We start from the raw sequence: 20078 nt of genomic DNA on the forward strand, positions 1-20078 counted from the left end.
CTAATTCTGTTCTCTAACTATTCGTAAAAATATCTGACAAAGCAGTTGGAAAAATAGCCTGCTATGGTAGTTTTCCTTCATGCCTACCCTAGTCAAAACCAAGTCGCAACTGAATAAATCGGCAACTCCCATGATGGCGCAATATCTGGCCATCAAGGAAGAGCATCCCGACAGCCTGCTTTTTTACCGGATGGGTGATTTTTACGAACTGTTTTTTCAGGATGCGGAGATTGCCGCGGCATCACTTGACATTGCGCTCACGAAACGGGGGAAGCACGCGGGAGAGGATATTCCGATGTGCGGCGTGCCGGTTCATTCAGCAGATGGGTATTTGCAAAAATTGATCCGCAAGGGCCATCGTGTCGCGGTTGCGGAACAAACCGAAAGCCCGGCGGAAGCAAAAAAGAGAGGGTATAAGGCGGTTGTCGCGCGCGAGGTTGTACGGCTGGTGACACCCGGAACGATAACCGAAGATAACCTGCTGGACGCCCGCAGCCATAATTTTCTCCTGGCGATGGCACGTGTCGGCAAGGACCACGCAATGGCATGGCTGGATATCTCAACGGGAGAGTTCTTTGCGACAGCAACTCGCCCTGAAGAACTGGGAGCTCACTTGTCCCGTCTCCAGCCAGGAGAAATACTTGTTTCCGAAAAATGGCTGGAAGACGGAGAAATTGTCGAACTGACATCTGAATGGGAGAAGGCCCTGACACCGCTTCCCTCTGTCCGTTTCGATAGCCAGAATGGTGAGAAGCGCCTGAAAAAGCTGTTCGATGTCGCTACCCTTGACGCGTTTGGCGCATTTAGTCGCGCGGAACTGGCAGCTGCTGGCGCCCTTGTAGATTATGTGGAGCTTACCCAGAAGGGGAAATTTCCGCTGATCAAGCCGCCAGTTCAAATGGCAACAAATGATGTTATGTCGATTGACTCGGCGACGCGGCGGAACCTTGAATTAACCCGCACCATGAGCGGGGAGCGAAGCGGTAGCCTGTTGGCAACCATTGACCGGACCGTGACAGGCGGCGGTGGACGGCGACTGGCCGCAGATATTTCGAGCCCTCTCACACAGCCTGCCGAAATAATGAAACGACTTGATATGGTCAGTTATTTTGTCGGAGATCATGAGCGCCGGGAACGGCTTCGAGATATTTTACGGCGATGTCCTGATACGGAAAGAGCATTATCTCGTTTGATGCTGGGACGCGGCGGACCGCGAGATCTTGTGTTAATTCGTGATGGACTCGCAGAAACAGCCAATATCCGTGACGCCCTTACGCGAAGGAATCTCGATACCTTGCCTGAGGCATTGACAGCCGCAAGCGAGCAATTGGGATTTCATGCGGAACTGGTAGAAACCCTGAAAGCTGCCCTTGCACCAGATGTCCCATTGTTGGCGCGCGACGGCGGGTTTATTGCTCGCGGCTTTCGTGCGGATCTTGACGAGTTTCGCACCCTTCGTGACGAGAGCAGGCGTCATATTGCAGGCTTGCAGGCCGCCTACGCAAAAGAAGTGGGCATCCCCTCGCTCAAAATAAAACATAACAATGTCCTCGGTTATTTTATCGAAATTACCCCGCGATTCGTCGAGAAAATGACCGATGATTTCATCCATCGGCAGACAATGGCCAACGCTGTGCGTTATTCGACAGTTGCCTTGGGGGAGCTGGAAGACAAGATTTCCCGTGCGGCTGACCGGGCACATGCGTTGGAACTGACGCTATTCGACGAACTGGTCGCCCAGATCAAAGAAACAGGTGCGGCGATTCTCGCTGCCGCAAGTGCTATCGCGGAAATCGATGTTGCCGCCAGCCACGCGGAACTGGCGATCGAGCAATCCTATTGCCGTCCTGTTGTCGATGACAGCCTCGGTTTCGAAATTACAGGCGGGCGCCATCCCGTTGTCGAAATAGCCCTTAAAGCCGATGCGGAGGCAAACTTCGTTGCCAATGATTGCTGCCTCAATGAAGAACAGCGCCTTTGGTTGCTTACAGGCCCGAATATGGCCGGTAAGAGTACCTTCCTCCGCCAGAATGCCCTGATTGCCATACTCGCCCAGATCGGGGCTTTTGTCCCCGCAACAACCGCTCATATTGGAATAGTAGATCGTCTGTTCAGCCGTGTGGGCGCCGCCGACGATCTCGCGCGCGGCCGATCGACCTTTATGGTTGAAATGGTCGAAACAGCAGCAATTCTCAATCAGGCCGGCCCTCGCTCCCTTGTCATTCTTGATGAAATCGGACGCGGAACAGCAACCTTTGATGGTCTCTCCATTGCCTGGGCAACGGTCGAAAACCTCCATGAGGCCAATCAGTGCCGGGCCCTTTTCGCGACCCATTATCATGAGCTGACAGCCCTTGCCGGAAAACTCCCCGCCCTACAAAATCACAGTATGCGGGTTCGGGAATGGAAGGGAGATGTGATCTTCCTCCATGAAGTTGCCGAAGGCTCGGCGGATCGATCTTACGGAATCCAGGTGGCAAAACTTGCGGGGCTGCCAAAGGCGGTGATTCATCGTGCGGAAACCGTTTTGAAAGCGCTTGAGGAAAAGGATCAGGGATCCGCCGCAACGCGACTTGCCAATGATTTGCCGCTTTTTGCGACTGTCATCAAGGAAGCCAAGGAGCATGACAAGCAAAAACTCCCTTCGGAGCTTGAGGAGCGACTGGGAGAAATCAATGCTGATGACTTATCCCCACGTGAGGCCCTTTCGCTTTTGTATGAACTCAAGGAATTAATGGACAGGAACACATCTAGTTAATGACAATCGGCATAGCGATCATTAACCTAGATTCCAGCATATAATGAAATAACAACAATAAATGGGAGACATTTCATGTTTGATTTATCAGGAAAAACAGCCGTCATTACAGGGTCCAGCAAGGGCATTGGCAAGGCCATTGCACATCAGATGGCATTGGCAGGCGCAAAGGTCACGATTTCCAGCCGGAAAGCAGACATCTGCGAGGAGGTGGCTGCGGAAATCAATGCGAGCCTGCCCGAGGGAAGCAGCGGCAAGGCCGTTTCCGTCCCGTGCAATATCAACTCCAAGGAGTCCTTGCGGAACCTGGTGGACGAGACCCACAAGGTCTTCGGCGATATTCATATCCTTGTATGTAACGCCGCATTAAACCCTTATTTCGGACCATCTACGGACATCCCGGATGATGCGTTTGACAAAATCATGTCGGCAAATATCAAGTCGAACCACTGGCTTTGCAATATGGTCCTGCCGGAAATGAAAATGCGCAAGGATGGAGCAATCATCATTGTATCGTCAATTGGCGGGATTCGGGGGTCGGCGGTGCTTGGTGCCTACAGTATCTCCAAGGCCGCCGATATGCAGCTCGTTCGCAATCTTGCCGTGGAACATGGGGCCGACAATATCCGGGTCAATGCCATCGCGCCGGGCCTTATACAAACGGAATTTGCACGAGCACTGTGGGAAAACCCGGATATCCTGAAAAAGGCAACCTCCCGGGCACCCCTGCAGCGGATTGGTCAGCCTGACGAAATTGCTGGTGCCGCAGTCTACATGGCCTCTGATGCCGGAACGTTCCTGACCGGACAGACTTTGGTGATCGACGGCGGGCAGACAATAACCTGACACTTACATTTGCGTTGCTGCCAGCTGATCAATGATAAGGTTGGCAGCAACGATAAGCATGATACCCGCCACACTCAAATCCAGAATACGGGCACCTTGACGGGTCCTCATGGCAGGGGCAAATACACGCGCGCCATATCCGATGCTGAAAAACCACACGAATGATGCCGTGATAGCCCCGACCACGAAATAGACCCTTGGCATAAATTCATATCCGGCCGCTATACCGCCAAGGAGAATGACTGTATCCAGATAAACATGCGGATTAAGAAATCCGAATGCGAGCGTAAGCAGGATCGCCTTGCGCTTTGATGACGTAACTACTTCGTTTTCTTTTACTGGTTTTATTGGCGGCCATATGGCCCGGCGTAGTGACATCAGCGCAAAGGCAATCAGGAATAGTGCGCCTCCCCAGCTCGCCCAGGGTACCAGCCAGGGAAAGGCGGCAATGGCCGAGCCAAGCCCCATCGCACCAAGCAAAATCAACAAGGCGTCAATACACGCCGAGAGAAAGCAGATAATAAAAACCTGATCCCGGGCCATTCCCTGACGCAGGACAAAGAGGTTCTGCGCGCCGATGGCAATGATCAGCGCAGCCCCAATCAAGGCGCCATCGACAAACGCCCCAAAATACACGGATTACACCTTTACGGCAGGTGATCTATGTTGATGATAGGTAAGCGCGGCAAGAATGAATTCCTCCAGCTCCTTTTCCGGCAGCTGATCGTCCAGCTTAAACAGAAGCGCCCGCGTCCCGCTATATCGAAAGGTGGCTGGGTGGGCTTGCCGGAAATCATTGATCAAAGAAGTCTGACAATGAACATATAGGCCATAACTATCTGCTTCTTTCGTCGGGGCAAGACGGATTGGTGTCCCGGTTTTGGTGCTTGAATGATAGCTTGGGACACCCCATTTCAGTGTTTCGGAAATTTCAATGCCGTCGAGGCGGTCAGCTAACTCAAAAATGAGCTGCCGAAGAACCAAAAGCCGGGCCCTGATGGAGTCGGGATAGGATTTGTAAACGGCAGCAACAGCCAGATCATCAAACTCAAATTGTTTCATCACGGTTGCCCTCTCTGCAAAACCCTGTGTTATCATATAAGAAAAACACAGATAATTAAGGCTTTTCCAGCTGTTTTTTGCTACACAGCAACTCAAATAAGGAATAAGGCCGCTTGTGAAGCGACAAGCTGAGCCAGTTAATCGGAAGTGAAATGGAAAAGATTCCAAATCGTAAAGAGATTATAGACCGCCGTGCCCTTGTTCTGGCGATCGCGGAAATTGCCGAACGCCACTCCCCAAGTAGCTTCGAGTTCCGGCGGGACACTCTTAAGTTACTCAAGAAAAGCCTGGACGACGGAAACAAGGTGATTGAGAAACGGTTTCTCCAGTCCAACAAGGGGCGTGCGATGATGTACGCCCAATGCTTTCTGGTTGACCAGTTAATCCGCTCCATCTTCGATATCGCCACACAGCATGTTTATCCGTTGAGCAATCCGACACCGGAGGAGAAGCTCTCCCTCGTGGCAGTCGGTGGCTACGGCCGCGGCGAACTTGCACCCTATTCAGATGTCGATCTTCTCTTTCTCTTTCCCTACAAGCAGACCTCCTGGTGCGAACAGGTGATCGAGTTTGTGCTCTACATGCTCTGGGACCTTGGCCTGAAGGTCGGCCATTCCACGCGTAACGTCAATGAGTGCATCCGCCTTGCGAAAAAGGACACCACCATTCAAACCGCGATGCTGGAGGCCAGATACCTATGGGGCGACCAGGAAATGTTCAAAGAGATGTATCGCAAATACATGAAAGAGGTCGTTGCCGGGCATAGCCGTGAATTTATCGATGCCAAACTTCAGGAGCGCAAAGAACGTCATGAGCGTTTCGGCAATTCGCGCTATGTGGTGGAACCGAATATAAAAGAAGGGAAGGGTGGCCTGCGCGACCTTCAAACATTATTCTGGATCGCGAAATTCCTGCATGGCACCACAGATATCTCCAAACTGGTCGAGCTTGGGGTTTTCACAGAAAAAGAACGAAGAAAATTCACTAAAGCGTCTAACTTTCTCCGCTCTGTTCGATGCCATTTGCATTACCTGACGCACCGCCCTGAAGAGCGGATCACCTTTGATGTGCAGCCTGAACTTGCGAAACGACTGCAATATAAAGATCATGCGGGGACTAAAGGCGTCGAACGGTTCATGAAGCATTATTTCCTCGTCGCCAAGGACGTCGGGGACCTGACCCGGATTTTCTGCGCCAATCTTGAGGCGGAGCAACAAAAGATGAGCCGCCTGCCCATTCCCCGCCTGGGACTTGGAAAGCGGAAGCTGAAAGGATATGTCGTCGAAAGCGGCCGTATCAATGTGAGCGATGATGACGACTTCAAGAAAGACCCCATCAAGATGCTCGAATTGTTTCATCTGGCACAGGAAAAGGGGCTGGACGTACATCCAAATGCACTTCGCCTGATCCGGCAGGATTTGCGGTTGGTAAACCGGAGCCTGCGCAGCGACCCGAGGGCAAACCAGCTTTTCCTTGAAATGATGACAAGCCGAAAGGATCCGGAGACCACCTTGCGCCGGTTGAATGAAGCGGGCGTTTTTGGTCGTTTTATCCCCGATTTCGGTCGCGTCGTCGCCCAGATGCAGCATGACATGTATCATGTCTATACGGTGGACGAGCATACGATCCGGGCCATCGGAATCGTCTCGCAGATTGAGGCAGGCGCCCTTGCAGAAGACCATCCGCTCTCTCACAAGATCATGCCCAAGATCATATCGCGTAATGTTCTCTATTGTGCGGTATTAATTCATGATATCGCCAAGGGCCGCGGCGGCGATCATTCGATTTTAGGGGCCGAGGTGGCTGAAAAACTCTGCCCGCGGCTCGGGCTCTCCCCGTCCGAAACTGAGACGGTTGCCTGGTTGGTCCGATATCATCTTGCCTTCAGCGGCTTTGCGTTCAAACGTGATATTTCCGATCCGAAGACCGTTGAAGATTTTGTGGAAATCGTTCAAAGCCCGGAACGACTGCGATTGTTGCTCGTTTTGACTGTTGCCGATATCCGCGCTGTCGGGCCAAATGTCTGGAATGGCTGGAAGGGCCAGTTGCTTCGCGAACTCTATTATGTCGCCGAGAATGCTCTTACCGGCGGCCATGTCTCAGAGGGACGGTCCGCGCGAGCAAAGCATTGTCAAGACGAATTACGGGATCAGCTTAAGGGTTGGACAAACGATGAGGTCGAAAGCCATATCGGGCGCTTCTACCAATCCTATTGGATCGCAACCAGTAAAGAAGACCGTATGGTACATGCAGAACTGATGCGAACTGCGGATAAGGAAGGATCGCTTTTTACCATTGAAGCAAAAAGCGACCCCTTTCGCGCAATTACTGAGGTGATCGTATATACGGCGGACCATCCGGGATTATTCTCACGCATTACCGGCGCCATGTCAGTAAGCGGCGCCAATATTGTTGACGCAAAAATCCACACAACAACGGACGGCATGGCGCTTGATACCTTTTACATTCAGGATTCAGAAGGCAAAGTATACGACCAGCGCGGCCGGATGATGAAATTGCGCCAGGCCATAGAAGACACATTACAAGGTGTTCGCAAACCGCATCTGGAAATTGTTGATCGCCGGGAGTCCAGCCTTCCCAGCCGGACGGAGGTGTTCACCGTTCAGCCAAGCGTTATTCTGGACAACAAAGCCTCGAACACCCATACGGTTATCGAAGTCAGAGGACGTGATCGACCGGGCCTTCTTGCAAAACTGACACGAACGTTGTTCACCTTGTCTCTCTCCATCTCCTCTGCCCATATCGCAACCTATGGAGAGAGAGCGGTTGACGTTTTCTACGTCAAGGACAGTTTCGGCCTGAAAATTACCAACAAGGTCAAGCTTGCAAATATCGAAAAGAAACTGCTTCTCGCTCTTACGGAAGACATGATCCCGAAAAGAAAATCGGCACGGGCAAAAAAAGCAGCGAGCAGCGGAAGCTGATGGGCAGTACAGGCTTAGCTGTGGTATAGGGCATTATGAGTTTGATTAAGTCCGTTGCCACCGTTGGTGGCTTTACCATGATAAGCCGTGTGCTCGGTTTCATTCGCGATATCCTGATGGCCTCAGTGCTTGGAGCCGGACCGGTCGCGGACGTATTTCTTGTTGCCTTCCGCATTCCCAATATGTTCCGTCGACTGGTGGCAGAGGGCGCCTTCTCCGCAGCCTTTATCCCACTATTTGCTCGCAAGCTGGAAAGCGAGGGCAAAGAAATGGCCTTGGAGTTTGCCAGTCACAGCCTTAGTGTCCTGACTGGTTTTCTCCTCATTTTCTCTGCCCTGTTCATGATTTTCATGCCGTTAATGATGCAGTTTCTCGCGCCGGGATTTGAAGTCGGCGGCATGCGATATGAACTCGCCGTCGATTATACCCGCATCACCTTTCCCTATCTGACAGCCATGGCCATCGTTGCCCTGCTTGGCGGTGTCTTGAATGCATTTTACAAGTTCGCGGCAATGGCGGCGGCGCCTATCCTCCTAAATATCATATTGATCGGCAGCCTTCTCCTGGCCTTTGAACAACGCGAAGAGACAGTCGGTTTTATCTTGTGCTGGGGCGTTGCCGCCGCCGGCGTCGCACAAATTATCTATCTCGTCATCGCCTGTTGGCGTTCCGACATCAAAGTGCCCCTTGAACTTCCGGTGATAAACAAGGACATAAAACGCCTTTTTCAGCTAATGCTTCCGGGCATGCTCGGTGCGGGGGTCATGCAGATCAACATTCTTGTCGGCACAATTATCGCGTCCTTCCTAGCGACCGGCTCCATTTCCTATCTTTATTATGCAGACCGGGTGTATCAACTCCCTCTTGGCGTAATCGGAATTGCGGTCGGTACGGCGCTTCTTCCTATGCTCTCACGGCAATTACGCAGCGGAGAAGAGAAAACTGCGCTCAACAGCATGAACCGAGCCGTGGAGCTTTCCATGCTTCTGACCCTACCCGCCGCCGCCGCCCTCATGATTATACCAGAGGAAATTGTTACCGTTCTTTTCCAGCATGGTGAATTTACTGCCACAGCGAGCCTTGCGACGGCCACCGCGTTATTTGCCTTTGCAACCGGACTTCCGGCTTATGTGCTTGTAAAAATCCTGGCACCGGGCTTTTTCGCGCGGGAAGACACCACAACACCGGTGATTGCAGGCGTTCTCTCCATGATCCTGAATGTCGTTCTGAGCCTCATTCTGATCCGTTATATCAATCATGTAGGTATTGCGGTTGCAACGTCCCTCTCTTCCTGGTTCAACGTCATTTTTCTGTTCAGCATTCTTCGTAGGCGTGGTCACTATACGGCTGATACCAGACTAATGCGCCGTCTCGCCGGAATGTTCCTTGCCACAATAATAATGGCCGGAGGCTTGTTTGTTGCACGTGAATTTTTAAGCAGTTCTCTCGCAGGAGACGCAACAGATAGAATTCTCGCCCTTGTTGCCTTGGTCGCGGGCGGCGGCGGCATATATGCCATCGGCGTTCTGATAACAGGCGCCGCCCCGCTTCAGGATATCAAAAACATGCTCAAACGTCGTCCGAACGCGTAAATCTGTTGACGATACGCAAGGCGCCTGCAATAAGGCCGGTTCCCAGCCCGGACGGTCCTGAAGATCAGCCTGTCAATGTAGGGCTCGTGTCCAAAGCGTGAGGATCTTTTGAAATGTCTCGTATTTTCTCCGGCGTTCAGCCTACCGGTAACCTTCATCTCGGCAATTATCTCGGCGCAATCCGTAATTTCGTCGGACTGCAGGACAACTACGAGTGCATTTACTGTGCCGTGAATATGCATGCCATTACGGTCTGGCAGGACCCTGAGGATCTCCGTAACAATACACGAGAAGTCGCCGCCGCTTACCTGGCCGCAGGCGTCGATCCGAAGCGGTCCATCATTTTTGCGCAAAGCAGCGTTTCCGCGCATGCCGAACTTGCCTGGATTTTCAACTGCGTTGCCCGCCTTGGGTGGCTCAACCGGATGACCCAGTTCAAGGAAAAGGCCGGCAAGAATCGTGAAAATGCCTCCGTAGGACTTTATGCCTATCCAAATCTGATGGCCGCAGATATTCTGGCCTATAAGGCAACCCATGTTCCCGTCGGGGAGGACCAGAAACAGCATCTGGAACTCACCCGTGATATCGCTCAAAAATTCAACAAAGACTATGGAACGGAAACTTTCCCGCTGGTAGAACCCCTTATCTTTGGTGAAGCGACCCGCGTTATGTCATTGCGCGACGGATCGAAAAAGATGTCGAAATCAGACCCGAGTGATTATTCACGCATAACCTTCACCGACGATCGCGACAGTATTGCGATGAAACTTCGCAAGGCACGTACAGATCCTGATCCGCTTCCCGAAAAACTGGACGAGTTGGATAAGCGTCCGGAGGCCGCCAACCTTGTGGGTATTTATGCGGCGCTCGCCGACATGAGCAGGCAACAGGTGCTGGATGAGTTTTCCGGTGCCGCCTTCTCGACCTTCAAACCGGCGCTGACCGACCTTGCCGTCGAAAAATTCGGCCCGATTGGCGAGGAAATGAAACGTCTCCGTGCCGACCCGGGTCATGTGGATGCCGTCTTGAAGGATGGCGCAGAACGTGCATCGGCCCTTGCCGCACCAGTGCTGGCGGAGGTCAAAGACATTGTCGGCTTTCTTCTGGCGCGTTAGCTCTGCTTGTAAGTTCGAGCAAAAGGACATACATCTTGGTCTGGGATCGAATGAATGATCTGGTGACAGGGCGGAGAAGATGAGCGAAATCGGGAACGACGGCAAAGAAACTAAACGAATTGGGCGGCGCACCGATGCAATAAAGGAAGGGGCGAAGAGAAGCTGGAAAGTCTTCGCCCTTCTGATCTTGCTGTTTTTGATCCTTTACTACCCAATCGGCATGATCACGATCAATAATATCGAGGATGACACGTCATTCGTGCCGACGGGTAAAAATGTTGTCGCGGGCGGCAGTCATGCCGTGGACATGATGGCCGGCCTGATCGACCGTGAGATTAACGTCAATCGCTGGACAGCAAATGATCCGTTCTTCATGCCCTCAGCTGCACTTGACAACATGCCAAACTATCAGCAAGGCATCATTTCCGCGCTTGCGCGTTTTGGCTTTGAGCTCACAGACCAGATAGGCCGCACGCGGGGTTCAAGCCAGACTGACCCGGACTTGCAGGAAGCCGCTGGCCTTTTACAATATTCCGGAACGAAATGGGCTTGGGATCCGACAATTTCCCTTTTGCCCACCGCCGCCTCTGAAGAACAATATGAGAAAGCCCGCAACTCGCTAATCGATTATAACAAGCGGCTAGCCGAAGGAAATGCCGTCTTCGAAAGGCGCGCCGATAATTTGCTTGCAACCCTGGACCGGATTGCACTTGATATGGGCTCCTCTACCGCAACCATTGATCAGCATGTCGACGAAAATTCGGGCGGTTTCATTGATTTCCAAGCAGACAATATTTTCTATGGCGTCAAGGGACAGAGTTATGGCTATTACATGCTATTAAAGGCGCTTTCCCAAGATTTCGAAAGCCTAATCAAGGAACGTGGATTGACCAATGCTTGGGCACAAATGCTCGACAGCTTCAAATATGTGATTGATCTTGATCCTTTTATCATCGTCAATGCAGCACCGGATTCCCAGTTTCTCCCCAACCACCTTACAGCACAGGGATTTTATGTGTTACGTGCCCGGACACAGCTCCAGGAAATCAGCAACATTCTCTTGAAATAACTGCGCCGATAGTGGCAGGATAATTTTCAACTTGAACAAGTGGCGGAGCCTATATGTCTGACGATACCCATAGTGGTGTGCGAAACAAATTCCTTGTTGTCGTGGATGACACGCCCGAATGCAAATCAGCTATCCGCTTTGCGAGCCGTCGCGCCTGGCACGTCGGGGGAGGCGTGATCCTGTTATACGTTATTGAGCCACCCGAATTTCAGCATTGGATGGGCGTTGAGCAGGCGATGCGAGAGGAAGCCCGCGAAACCGCAGAGGAACTTCTACAGAATCTCGCAGAGGAAATTCAGAAAGAAACCACACTCGTACCGGAGTTCGTGATCCGTGATGGTTACAAAAAGGAAGAAGTTCTTGCCCTGATCGAAGAGGATTCCGATATCCGGGTTCTTGTCTTGGCCGCCTCTCCCGAATCTGGAGGCCCCGGTCCTTTGATCAAAAGCCTGGTTGGAGAAATGTCAGGAACATTTGCAATTCCAATCACTGTCGTTCCTGGCAACTTGACAACTCGACAGTTGGATGCCGTAACCTGAGGGCCGCCTCATTGTTTTCCTGGAAACAACTGGGTGATTCGAAGTTTGAAGCGTTTTAATTTGATGAAAATTTTGCGTTTATTTATAGACACTTGCTTAAACATATGAAATGTCAGAGATATTTCGACGGTGAAAATCATCGCTTGATCTTGGCATGTACGGAAGACATATTTCCTCATCGTTTCGGAATGTAGTTTTACCCGTCCGACTCTACATATAGTGCCTGTTTATATACGACCTGCTATATTTTGTATAATTCGTTTGAAAACGTAATTTTAGAGCATAGAGAACAACACAGTTCGTCACAATGCAGCTACTCAAATCCAGTTTAAAATCCAATAGAATTGCGACCTTGGCGGTGATCCTGCTGGCGATGGCTTATGTGGTGCCCGAATTTATCGGCAGCATACAAAACCCGCTATCAGCGTCAGGCGGCTCTAGCGATAAGTCGGTCGCCAAAATTACGGCAAGGCACGGCCAGTTCGACCTTGCTTCATTGGATGCCGCTCTTTCAGAGGTAAGTTTCCGGCTTGATGACGTTCGAGATGGCGGGCCGGTGCCCCGGTTCTATGTTGATCGGATACCTGTCGATATTCTTGAAGTGAACGATGTTGAAAAACGCAAGAAAACCTTCATCAAACTGGTTTTACCGCAGATTCTGAGCATCAATGAGAATATTGAAGTGCAGAGAGAGCGGCTGACAGGTTTGTTGGAAAAGAAGTCCGCGGGCGCTCCCCTGAAAGCGAATGATCGCAAATGGTTGCAAGAGCTCGCTTCGCGCTATCGTGAAGAGTCCGTTGAACCGGCAGCGCTTCTAGAGAAGGTGGACAAAATCCCGGTTTCAATTGCTTTAGCGCAGGCCGTCGAAGAATCGGGCTGGGGGACGTCGCGCTTTGCCCGTGAAGGAAACGCTCTCTTTGGGCAGCGAGTCTGGGCAACAGGCAAGGGAATTGTTCCGGAAGACAGGAGTGAAGATGAAACTCACGAAGTCAGGGCCTTTAAATCGATAGCCGATTCCATTCGATCCTATGTGCACAATCTGAATGTTCACCCCGCATATGAGGAGTTTCGTGAAGCCCGTGCCTCGAACCGATCGGGGCCTGACACGAGGGCGAGTGATCTTCGGTTGGTCGATACACTTGATGTATATTCCGAAAAGGGGCAGGAATATGTGGATAACCTGCGCAACCTGATCAAGACAAACAGGTTCCAGGATTTTGAAGATGCAATCCTTTCCCCCGAGCGGCTGGCTGACAACCGCCCCTGAGCCAACAAATATTTCCTCATCCACCTCCGGCCAAAACTTCCGTCTCGCAAATCGTTGCGGGATATGAAAATATAGTCTCCGACCTATTCTCAAAAACAATGTAGGCCCATTAATTGGTGCGCCCGCAATAAAAAGAAAAAGGGGGAGATCATGGGACGACTGGAAAACAAGATTGCGCTGGTAACCGGCGCCGCGACCGGGATCGGCCTGGCGACAGCCCGCCGCTTCATTGAAGAAGGCGCGAAAGTCTTCATGACAGATATCAATGAAGAAGCCGGAAAAACGGCCGTAGAGGAATTCGGAAGTCAGGCAATATTCGTCGTTCAGGATGTCGCAATCGAAGAGCATTGGAAATCGGTTATGCAAACCGTTCTTTCAGAATCGGCGGGGCTTGATATCCTCGTCAATAATGCCGGGATACTCTCAATCGGTGACCGGCAGACAATTGAGGATACGGATCTTTCTCATTGGCAGGCCATTCAGAAAGTAAATGTGGAAGGCGTTTTCCTGGGATGTCAATCGGCTGTCAGAGCTATGAAGGGCAGAGGTGGCGCAATCGTCAATCTTTCCTCCGTCGCCGCCATCATCGGGACCCCGCATCTTCTGGCCTATGGCGCCTCAAAAGCGGCGGTTCGACAATTAACGAAATCGGTCGCCATTCATTGCGCCAACCGGGGTTATGGTATTCGCTGCAACTCAGTCCATCCGGATCCTGTCCGGACAAATATGGGTGACGCACTGATGGGTATGTATGGCAACGACATCGAGGCCGGCTGGAACGCCATCCCGGACCGGATACCTATCAAAACGCCGAGTGAGCCGGTCGATATCGCGAACGGTGTCCTGTTTCTGGCATCTGAGGAAGCACGCCATATAACCGGGGCAGAGCTTGTTATAGATGGCGGCCTCACCGCCATTTAATTTCACTGAAAATTCATGAGAGGAAATGATCGATGAAAATTGATCACAACGAACTACACAAGTTCATCGAGGCCCTTTTAACTGCGACGGGCAGTTCACCAACCGAAGCAAAGATCGTCACCGATCATCTGGTCCTTGCCAATCTTTCCGGCCATGACAGTCATGGCGTCGGCATGATTCCAGCTTATATGACGAATTTGAAGGCCGGGCTGCTGCATCCAAACCAGCATGTCGAAATGGTGCAGCAGAACGGATCGATGCTGGTTTTCGATGGCAGGGCCGGATATGGTCAGGTCGTTGCCCGGGAAGCGATGGAACAGACCATCAAATTGGCGCAGGAAACAGGCCTTGCTCTTTCTGCGCTCCGCAATGCGCACCATATCGGGCGGGTCGGGACATATGGGGAGCAATGCGTCGATGCCGGGTTGGTTTCGTTGCATTTTGTCAATGTAACGGGACATCGCCCTTTGGTGGCGCCGCACCGTGGTGCCGATGCCCGCTATGGCACAAATCCAATCTGCATTTCCCTGCCGGACACAGCGAAAGAGCCCCGTATCATTCTTGATTTCGCCACAAGCAAGGTCGCCCTTGGTAAGTTACGTGTCGCAAACAACAGCGGCAAGGAAGTTGCAGAAGGCCTCGTCATCGACAAACACGGCAATCCGACAACGGATCCCGGCGTCATGTGGGAAGAAGAGGTCGGCGCGCTTCTACCAATCGGCGAGCATAAAGGCTATGGCCTCGCGCTGATGTGCGAACTCCTAAGTGGGGCGATTGGTGGCGGCGGCACGATCCAGCCCGGGAACCATCGCGATACCCGCATCATCAATAGCATGCTTACTATTCTGATCGACCCTAGCCGCCTGACCGATACCGATTATATCGCCAGCGAGATGAAAGCCATGTGCGATTATGTCCGCCAATCACCACCGCGCAAAGGACATGACAATGTGATCCTGCCGGGCGATCCTGAACGTGAACAACGGAATCTACGACGGGCGAACGGCATTGAGATCGATAACGAAACATGGCGACAGATAATGGAAGCAGCAGAAGAATACGGCGTCAGACCGTAACTCTCATTTGAGCGAGTTCTTCTTATATATAAGAGCAAGTGCTTATTTTTTAAGGTTTTTCAGCAGATCTCCGGCAGCCGTCGCTGCCAATCCTGTGTCGCCTGCGCAAAGAAGAAAATCGAATCCTTGGGCGAACAGGTCATTTGTCTGCTTCGGCCCTTTTGAAATGCAGCCAAGAAATGCCGGGCTCGCCTTGATCTTGTCCCGCGCCTCCTCGAAAAGGGCCTTCACTTCCGGATCATCAAACTCGGCGAGTTTGTTAATACTCCCAGAAAGATCATTCGGCCCGATGAACAGCATGTCGACCCCGTCAACGGCGGCAATACTCTCAATATTGCCAACTGCTTCTTTGGTTTCAATCTGGCAGATGATCATCAGATCTTTATCAAGATTGTCCCGGTATTCTTGCGCCGTGCGACCGTAACCACCAGCCCTGGCGGCCCCAAAACCCGCGCTTCGGATTCCGGTTGGCGGATAACGGCAGGCGGCGACGGCGGCGCGCGCCTCCTCTGCCGTATTGACCGACGGGATCATAACCCCGTCCATTCCCGCGTCAAGTCCGCGCTTGATCAAGACTGTATCGTTCCACGGCACCCGCATCAGTACCGTTACCTCATTAACCGAACGAGCCGCGCGATATTGATCGATAGCCGTTTGAAGGCTGCCCGAACCATGTTCGTGATCGATCATCAGGGCATCGAACCCGGCGCCAGCGACGATCTCCGCCATATCGGAGGAATTTGAAAACAACCAGCAAGCCGCGGCCTTTTCTCCAGCCTGTAATTTTTCTTTTAGCTTATTCGGGCGATACATGACAGTTTCTCATTGTTGGGGCGAATTTATTTCGCGATGTAAAAAAGGGATCCGAACCAACGCCAACGGCGATCTGGTCCAAGTAGCGTACAATTAATTCGGCCTCGACCGGGCTTAAAAGCGGCGGCAAGCCGTATCTCGATCCTTGAATCACCAATTTTCTCGATGGGGACCGCCCCGCCCGTTTGATTGGAAGAGAAGCAGGATAATCCATTCAGGTTCCCATAGTTTTCCGCAATGGTGAAACCGAAATTCGGCGGGTTGCGTTTTAGAAAATTGTCTGACGGTGTCACATCCGTTACGCGCAGCGGCAAGGCATTTGCCGCCAAGCGGAACCGTCCGATCCCCCCATAATTCTCGCTCATGGCAAATCGGGGAAGCTCCAGCCGGTCATGACCGGAATAGGAAACGCCGGACTGCTGTCCGAATGCCGCCTTGAATCCGATGTCCCGGATAACCGCTTTTACCTCACTGCCATATTCGCCATACGGATAAGCAAAAATGGCGGGGACAAAGCCCAGCTCCGCCTGAAACTGTTCGCTTGCCAATTTAATGTCTGCTTCTATTTCCTCGGCGCTCATCAAGGGAAGATGTGCATGGCTGTAGGTATGATGTCCGATGTGCACGCCTGCATCCCGCAACTCTCTTATCTGATCCCAGTTCATGGAACCTGGAAATTGCTTTTCCACGCCTTCTACGGCCACAAAAACAGTGAAGGGCAAGTTCGCCTCTTTAAGCAGAGGCCAGGCAATGTCGTAAACGGACTGATATGCATCATCGATCGTGATCGCAACTGTCCTGTCCGGCAAAGATTCACCGTTTTCCAGCCGATCAACGATTTCATTGAGTGGCAAAACGGTATATTTGCCGTTTTTCAGCTCCTGAATATGTTCCTTGAACTGATCAACACGGATATTGGTGGAGGTGTGCTGGTCTTCCCCAAACCGGTGATACATGATCACACTCGCCCAGTCGGCTGCCCTCGCCGTGCTGTGCCATGCCAATGATAAGATGATCATTGCCACAAGTGAAACTGCCTGAAATTTTTGTACTCTAGTCAATCTCATCGATCCTTAACTCGCCTCTCATACCCCGGGCTTATCCATCATCCGGCTTCCTGCCGCTCTATCAGAAAGGGTAGGATATCGGCGTGGTTTAAACAATTGGTAATGCCACCATTCATTCTGATAAAAATCCCAACCCGCCGCCGTCATCAGGCCCAGAAGAATAGCACGGTTGCGCTGAGCTTCCGCTGAAATATCCCGCGCGCCATGAAAAGATGTTGCGGTCATCGCATCGAAGTCCGTTCCCATTTCGAGTTCTTGTCCGCTGCTGTCAATGAGCGTCAGGTCAATCGCCGCGCCACGTGAATGCGGGGAACCGTTAGAAGGATGCGAGAGGAAATCCGCGTTCGGTGTGTGATCCCATAAAGCCTGCACTGCCTCTGTCGGGCGAAATCCGTCAAATAACTTGAATTTCAAGTCCAGAGCAGCGGCAAGGTCAATCGCGCGTTGCAGTTTTTCAGCGGACTCCAGGAGCAGGAAGCAGGCGCCCCGCCGGTAGACAGGCGCACCGGTAAAATTATTCGCAGTCGCATATCGCAGGTCAAGCTCGACATTGAAGTCAGTTGGAGTAATTTCGGTTAAACTCTCATTTAGGGACATTTCAAACCTATTTACTTGAATTCACGCGACATTGGGCGTAACACTCTGGCCTCACGGAGACCCTACATGGCGCGACTACGGAAGGCAATATTATGAAGATACTGGCGTTTGATACAGCGCTTAATGCCTGTTCTGTCGCCATAACGGACGATCATGATGTTCTCGCACATATTCATGAAAAGCGCCGTCGGGGCCATGCGGAAACATTAATGCCCATGATTGAGGGATTAATGGGAGGTATCGGACTTGCCTATAGGGATATTGACCTGATTGCGGTTACCGTTGGCCCAGGAACCTTTACGGGCCTTAGGATAGGTCTTGCGGCAGCACGCGGCATGTCCCTCGCTGCGCGAAAGCCGCTTGTCGGCGTTACAACACTGGAAGCATTGGCTGCGGCGGTGCCTGAGGAAATGACCCAAGAGCGCCCCGTGATCGCGACCGCGGACGCGCGGCGGGGAGAAATTTACCTGCAAAGCTTCGATGTGAGTGGCGGTGATAAAATCATTTCACCACTGACACCTGCGAAAGCCTGCAAAATAGAAACGGCTCTCGCGTCAGCAGGGGTGGAAAAGGCGGTCGTTGTCGGGTCTGGGGGCTCTTTGCTCCAAAACCAGCCCGGATTTGATGAAGCAAGGTACCAGATTCTCGACCTGGATGAAGATCCGGATGCCCGGCATGTCGCTCGCATCGCCGTTTGTCGGGGCATGCCACCCCGGAATTCCGCGGCGCCCGCGCCTCTTTACCTGCGGGCGCCTGATGCGAAGTTACCCGGCGGCCGGACCCCTGTTTCCCTTAATCGTTAATCCAATGCAAGAAAACGACTTTTCAGTTGAGTTTTTCGAAAGTATATCCGCTGCGCCACTCGCCGCCGCCATACATGGCCGATGCTTTATGCCAGGCTGGAGCGAATCTGATTTTGTCTCGACACTCAGCATTCCTGGGACTGTGCTTGAAGTGCTTAGCCTTGCCAACGCCCCAGTAGCAATTGCACTTTATCGGCAGGTTACAGACGAAGCGGAAATATTGACCCTGGGTACACTGCCTGCCCATCGCAGAAATGGAATAGCCGGCCAACTTCTCGAAAATGGCTTCAATTATTTACGCCATAACAATGCAACATGCCTCTTCCTGGAAGTCGGGACCGACAATATTCCTGCGTTGCGTCTTTACAGGTCAAACGGTTTTGTTGAAACCGGACGGCGCCCAAATTATTACAATCATGGCACAGGATATGAAGACGCGCTTATGATGAAACGACTACTTTAACCTATAAGCAGGCAAATAAACGTTAATTTCGAGACAAACGTTGATTTGCCGAATTTTTTTTCTTTATTCTATTTTACATTCTATTTTTGAACATATATTGACTATACACTATAAGACATTCAATTTTAATGGAGGTTTGTTCACGATGTCTGAGAAAATTGAAAAGCTGGAACTTCTCGCTCTGACAACGGACATTGTGACGTCCCATTTATCACGCAACCCTGTTGGGGCCGGGGAAATATCCACATTAATCAAGGATGTGTACGCAACACTTTCAACCGTCGGTGAAATGACGGAAGAGGAAGAGAAGCCGGAACCGGTTGTTGCGATCCGCAAATCCATCCATCCGGACTATATCATCTGCCTTGAAGACGGAAAAAAGCTGAAAATGCTGAAGCGGCACCTTAAAACTTCGTATGATATGACACCCGAGGAATATCGCGAACGCTGGAACCTTCCGGCAGACTATCCCATGGTCGCACCGAATTATGCCGAGCAACGGCGAAATCTGGCCAAGAAGATCGGCCTTGGCACCCGACGCAAGAAAGCTCAAAGCAAGTAATTTTTACTTTCGCTGGCCCCAGAAAAATTATTTGTATAAAATCATGACTGCTGACGGGAGTAACAGCAGCCATTAGACTATATTGAGGATCGTATGCCTACTCGCCTGGAACAGATCTGCCTTGACAAGGGCCTCCGCATGACAGAACAGCGCCGGGTTATTGCGCGCGTGTTATCGGAGTCGCAAGACCATCCGGATGTAGAGCTCGTATATAAACGAGCCTCGAAGCTGGACGACACCATCAGTATTTCCACTGTCTATCGCACGGTGCGTATGTTTGAAGAAAATGGCATATTGGAGCGGCATGATTTTGGTGACGGCCGGGCCAGATATGAAGAGGTATCCGATGAGCATCATGACCATCTGATCAATGTTCAAACCGGTCAGGTGATTGAATTCACAAGCGAGCAAATTGAGAACCTGCAGACAAAGATTGCCAAGGAACTTGGCTTTGAGTTGATTGATCATCGTCTGGAATTGTATGGAAAGCCTTTATCAAAGTCGTCGATGACAGATGTTCCACCTGAAGAATCTGTTGTAAATATAAAGCAGACAGCTCACAGCAAGAAAAGCTGATGAATGG

19 protein-coding genes are annotated in these 20078 nt (G+C 51.6%); 14 read left to right on the plus strand and 5 right to left on the minus strand.

The features are described 5' to 3' along the window. Window positions 1-79 precede the first annotated feature (79 nt). Entirely contained in the window at window positions 80-2758 is a 2679-nt protein-coding gene (gene mutS, locus AACZ19_RS12585; protein ID WP_339634431.1) for a DNA mismatch repair protein MutS, read from the plus strand. A 75-nt stretch (window positions 2759-2833) separates the two neighbouring features. Further along, window positions 2834-3604, plus strand: a complete 771-nt coding sequence (locus AACZ19_RS12590; RefSeq protein WP_339634432.1) for an SDR family oxidoreductase — start codon at window positions 2834-2836, stop codon at window positions 3602-3604. Between the two features lie 3 nt (window positions 3605-3607). On the opposite strand, the gene AACZ19_RS12595 is transcribed toward AACZ19_RS12590, so the two are convergent. Then, complete coding sequence (locus AACZ19_RS12595; RefSeq protein ID WP_339634433.1) at window positions 3608-4240, minus strand: LysE family transporter; 633 nt, start codon at window positions 4238-4240, stop codon at window positions 3608-3610. 3 nt (window positions 4241-4243) lie between these two features. Continuing rightward, window positions 4244-4666, minus strand: a complete 423-nt coding sequence (locus tag AACZ19_RS12600; protein ID WP_339634586.1) for a DUF1801 domain-containing protein — start codon at window positions 4664-4666, stop codon at window positions 4244-4246. A gap of 152 nt (window positions 4667-4818) precedes the next feature. Here AACZ19_RS12600 and AACZ19_RS12605 point away from each other — a divergent pair, with 152 nt between their 5' ends. The 8 genes from AACZ19_RS12605 to AACZ19_RS12640 all read left to right on the plus strand — a co-directional run bounded on the left by AACZ19_RS12605 (window position 4819) and on the right by AACZ19_RS12640 (window position 15190). Beyond that, window positions 4819-7611: a [protein-PII] uridylyltransferase gene (locus AACZ19_RS12605; RefSeq protein WP_339634435.1), complete on the plus strand. Its 2793-nt coding sequence runs from the start codon at window positions 4819-4821 to the stop codon at window positions 7609-7611. A gap of 35 nt (window positions 7612-7646) precedes the next feature. Next, window positions 7647-9203 carry a murein biosynthesis integral membrane protein MurJ gene (gene murJ / locus AACZ19_RS12610; protein ID WP_339634437.1) on the plus strand — a complete coding sequence of 519 codons (1557 nt, stop codon included), beginning with the start codon at window positions 7647-7649 and terminating at the stop codon, window positions 9201-9203. Between the two features lie 113 nt (window positions 9204-9316). Continuing rightward, the gene (trpS, locus tag AACZ19_RS12615) at window positions 9317-10318 is read left to right on the plus strand and encodes a tryptophan--tRNA ligase (RefSeq protein WP_339634438.1); all 1002 of its coding nucleotides are present in this window, start codon (window positions 9317-9319) and stop codon (window positions 10316-10318) included. A gap of 79 nt (window positions 10319-10397) precedes the next feature. Further along, window positions 10398-11387: a DUF2333 family protein gene (locus AACZ19_RS12620; protein ID WP_339634440.1), complete on the plus strand. Its 990-nt coding sequence runs from the start codon at window positions 10398-10400 to the stop codon at window positions 11385-11387. Window positions 11388-11440: 53 nt separating this feature from the next. After that, window positions 11441-11926: a universal stress protein gene (locus tag AACZ19_RS12625; protein ID WP_339634442.1), complete on the plus strand. Its 486-nt coding sequence runs from the start codon at window positions 11441-11443 to the stop codon at window positions 11924-11926. Between the two features lie 307 nt (window positions 11927-12233). Then, window positions 12234-13193, plus strand: a complete 960-nt coding sequence (locus tag AACZ19_RS12630; RefSeq protein WP_339634445.1) for a glucosaminidase domain-containing protein — start codon at window positions 12234-12236, stop codon at window positions 13191-13193. Between the two features lie 150 nt (window positions 13194-13343). Further along, window positions 13344-14114 carry a glucose 1-dehydrogenase gene (locus AACZ19_RS12635; RefSeq protein WP_339634448.1) on the plus strand — a complete coding sequence of 257 codons (771 nt, stop codon included), beginning with the start codon at window positions 13344-13346 and terminating at the stop codon, window positions 14112-14114. Between the two features lie 32 nt (window positions 14115-14146). Next, window positions 14147-15190, plus strand: coding sequence for a malate/lactate/ureidoglycolate dehydrogenase (locus tag AACZ19_RS12640; RefSeq protein ID WP_339634449.1), 1044 nt, complete (start codon window positions 14147-14149; stop codon window positions 15188-15190). A gap of 42 nt (window positions 15191-15232) precedes the next feature. Here AACZ19_RS12640 and AACZ19_RS12645 read toward each other — a convergent pair whose 3' ends face one another. From AACZ19_RS12645 to ddpX, 3 genes are read right to left on the minus strand one after another with little or no spacing between them, the layout of a single operon-like run. Then, window positions 15233-16003, minus strand: a complete 771-nt coding sequence (locus tag AACZ19_RS12645; protein WP_339634451.1) for an aldolase/citrate lyase family protein — start codon at window positions 16001-16003, stop codon at window positions 15233-15235. Window positions 16004-16029: 26 nt separating this feature from the next. Next, window positions 16030-17064 (minus strand): polysaccharide deacetylase family protein, encoded by a 1035-nt coding sequence (locus tag AACZ19_RS12650; RefSeq protein ID WP_339634453.1) that lies wholly within the window; start codon window positions 17062-17064, stop codon window positions 16030-16032. A 24-nt stretch (window positions 17065-17088) separates the two neighbouring features. Then, window positions 17089-17667 (minus strand): D-alanyl-D-alanine dipeptidase, encoded by a 579-nt coding sequence (ddpX, locus tag AACZ19_RS12655; protein WP_339634455.1) that lies wholly within the window; start codon window positions 17665-17667, stop codon window positions 17089-17091. Window positions 17668-17759: 92 nt separating this feature from the next. Here ddpX and tsaB point away from each other — a divergent pair, with 92 nt between their 5' ends. The 4 genes from tsaB to AACZ19_RS12675 all read left to right on the plus strand — a co-directional run bounded on the left by tsaB (window position 17760) and on the right by AACZ19_RS12675 (window position 20071). After that, on the plus strand, window positions 17760-18470 hold the full coding sequence (tsaB, locus tag AACZ19_RS12660; RefSeq protein ID WP_339634457.1) for a tRNA (adenosine(37)-N6)-threonylcarbamoyltransferase complex dimerization subunit type 1 TsaB: 711 nt from the start codon (window positions 17760-17762) through the stop codon (window positions 18468-18470). Window positions 18471-18474: 4 nt separating this feature from the next. Beyond that, the gene (locus AACZ19_RS12665; protein ID WP_339634459.1) at window positions 18475-18933 is read left to right on the plus strand and encodes a GNAT family N-acetyltransferase; all 459 of its coding nucleotides are present in this window, start codon (window positions 18475-18477) and stop codon (window positions 18931-18933) included. A gap of 145 nt (window positions 18934-19078) precedes the next feature. Next, the gene (locus tag AACZ19_RS12670) at window positions 19079-19495 is read left to right on the plus strand and encodes a MucR family transcriptional regulator (protein ID WP_339634460.1); all 417 of its coding nucleotides are present in this window, start codon (window positions 19079-19081) and stop codon (window positions 19493-19495) included. A gap of 138 nt (window positions 19496-19633) precedes the next feature. After that, window positions 19634-20071: a Fur family transcriptional regulator gene (locus tag AACZ19_RS12675; RefSeq protein WP_339634462.1), complete on the plus strand. Its 438-nt coding sequence runs from the start codon at window positions 19634-19636 to the stop codon at window positions 20069-20071. The last annotated feature ends 7 nt before the right edge of the window (window positions 20072-20078 follow it).

It is taken from the genome of uncultured Sneathiella sp. (assembly GCF_963973085.1).
GTDB lineage: Bacteria > Pseudomonadota > Alphaproteobacteria > Sneathiellales > Sneathiellaceae > Sneathiella.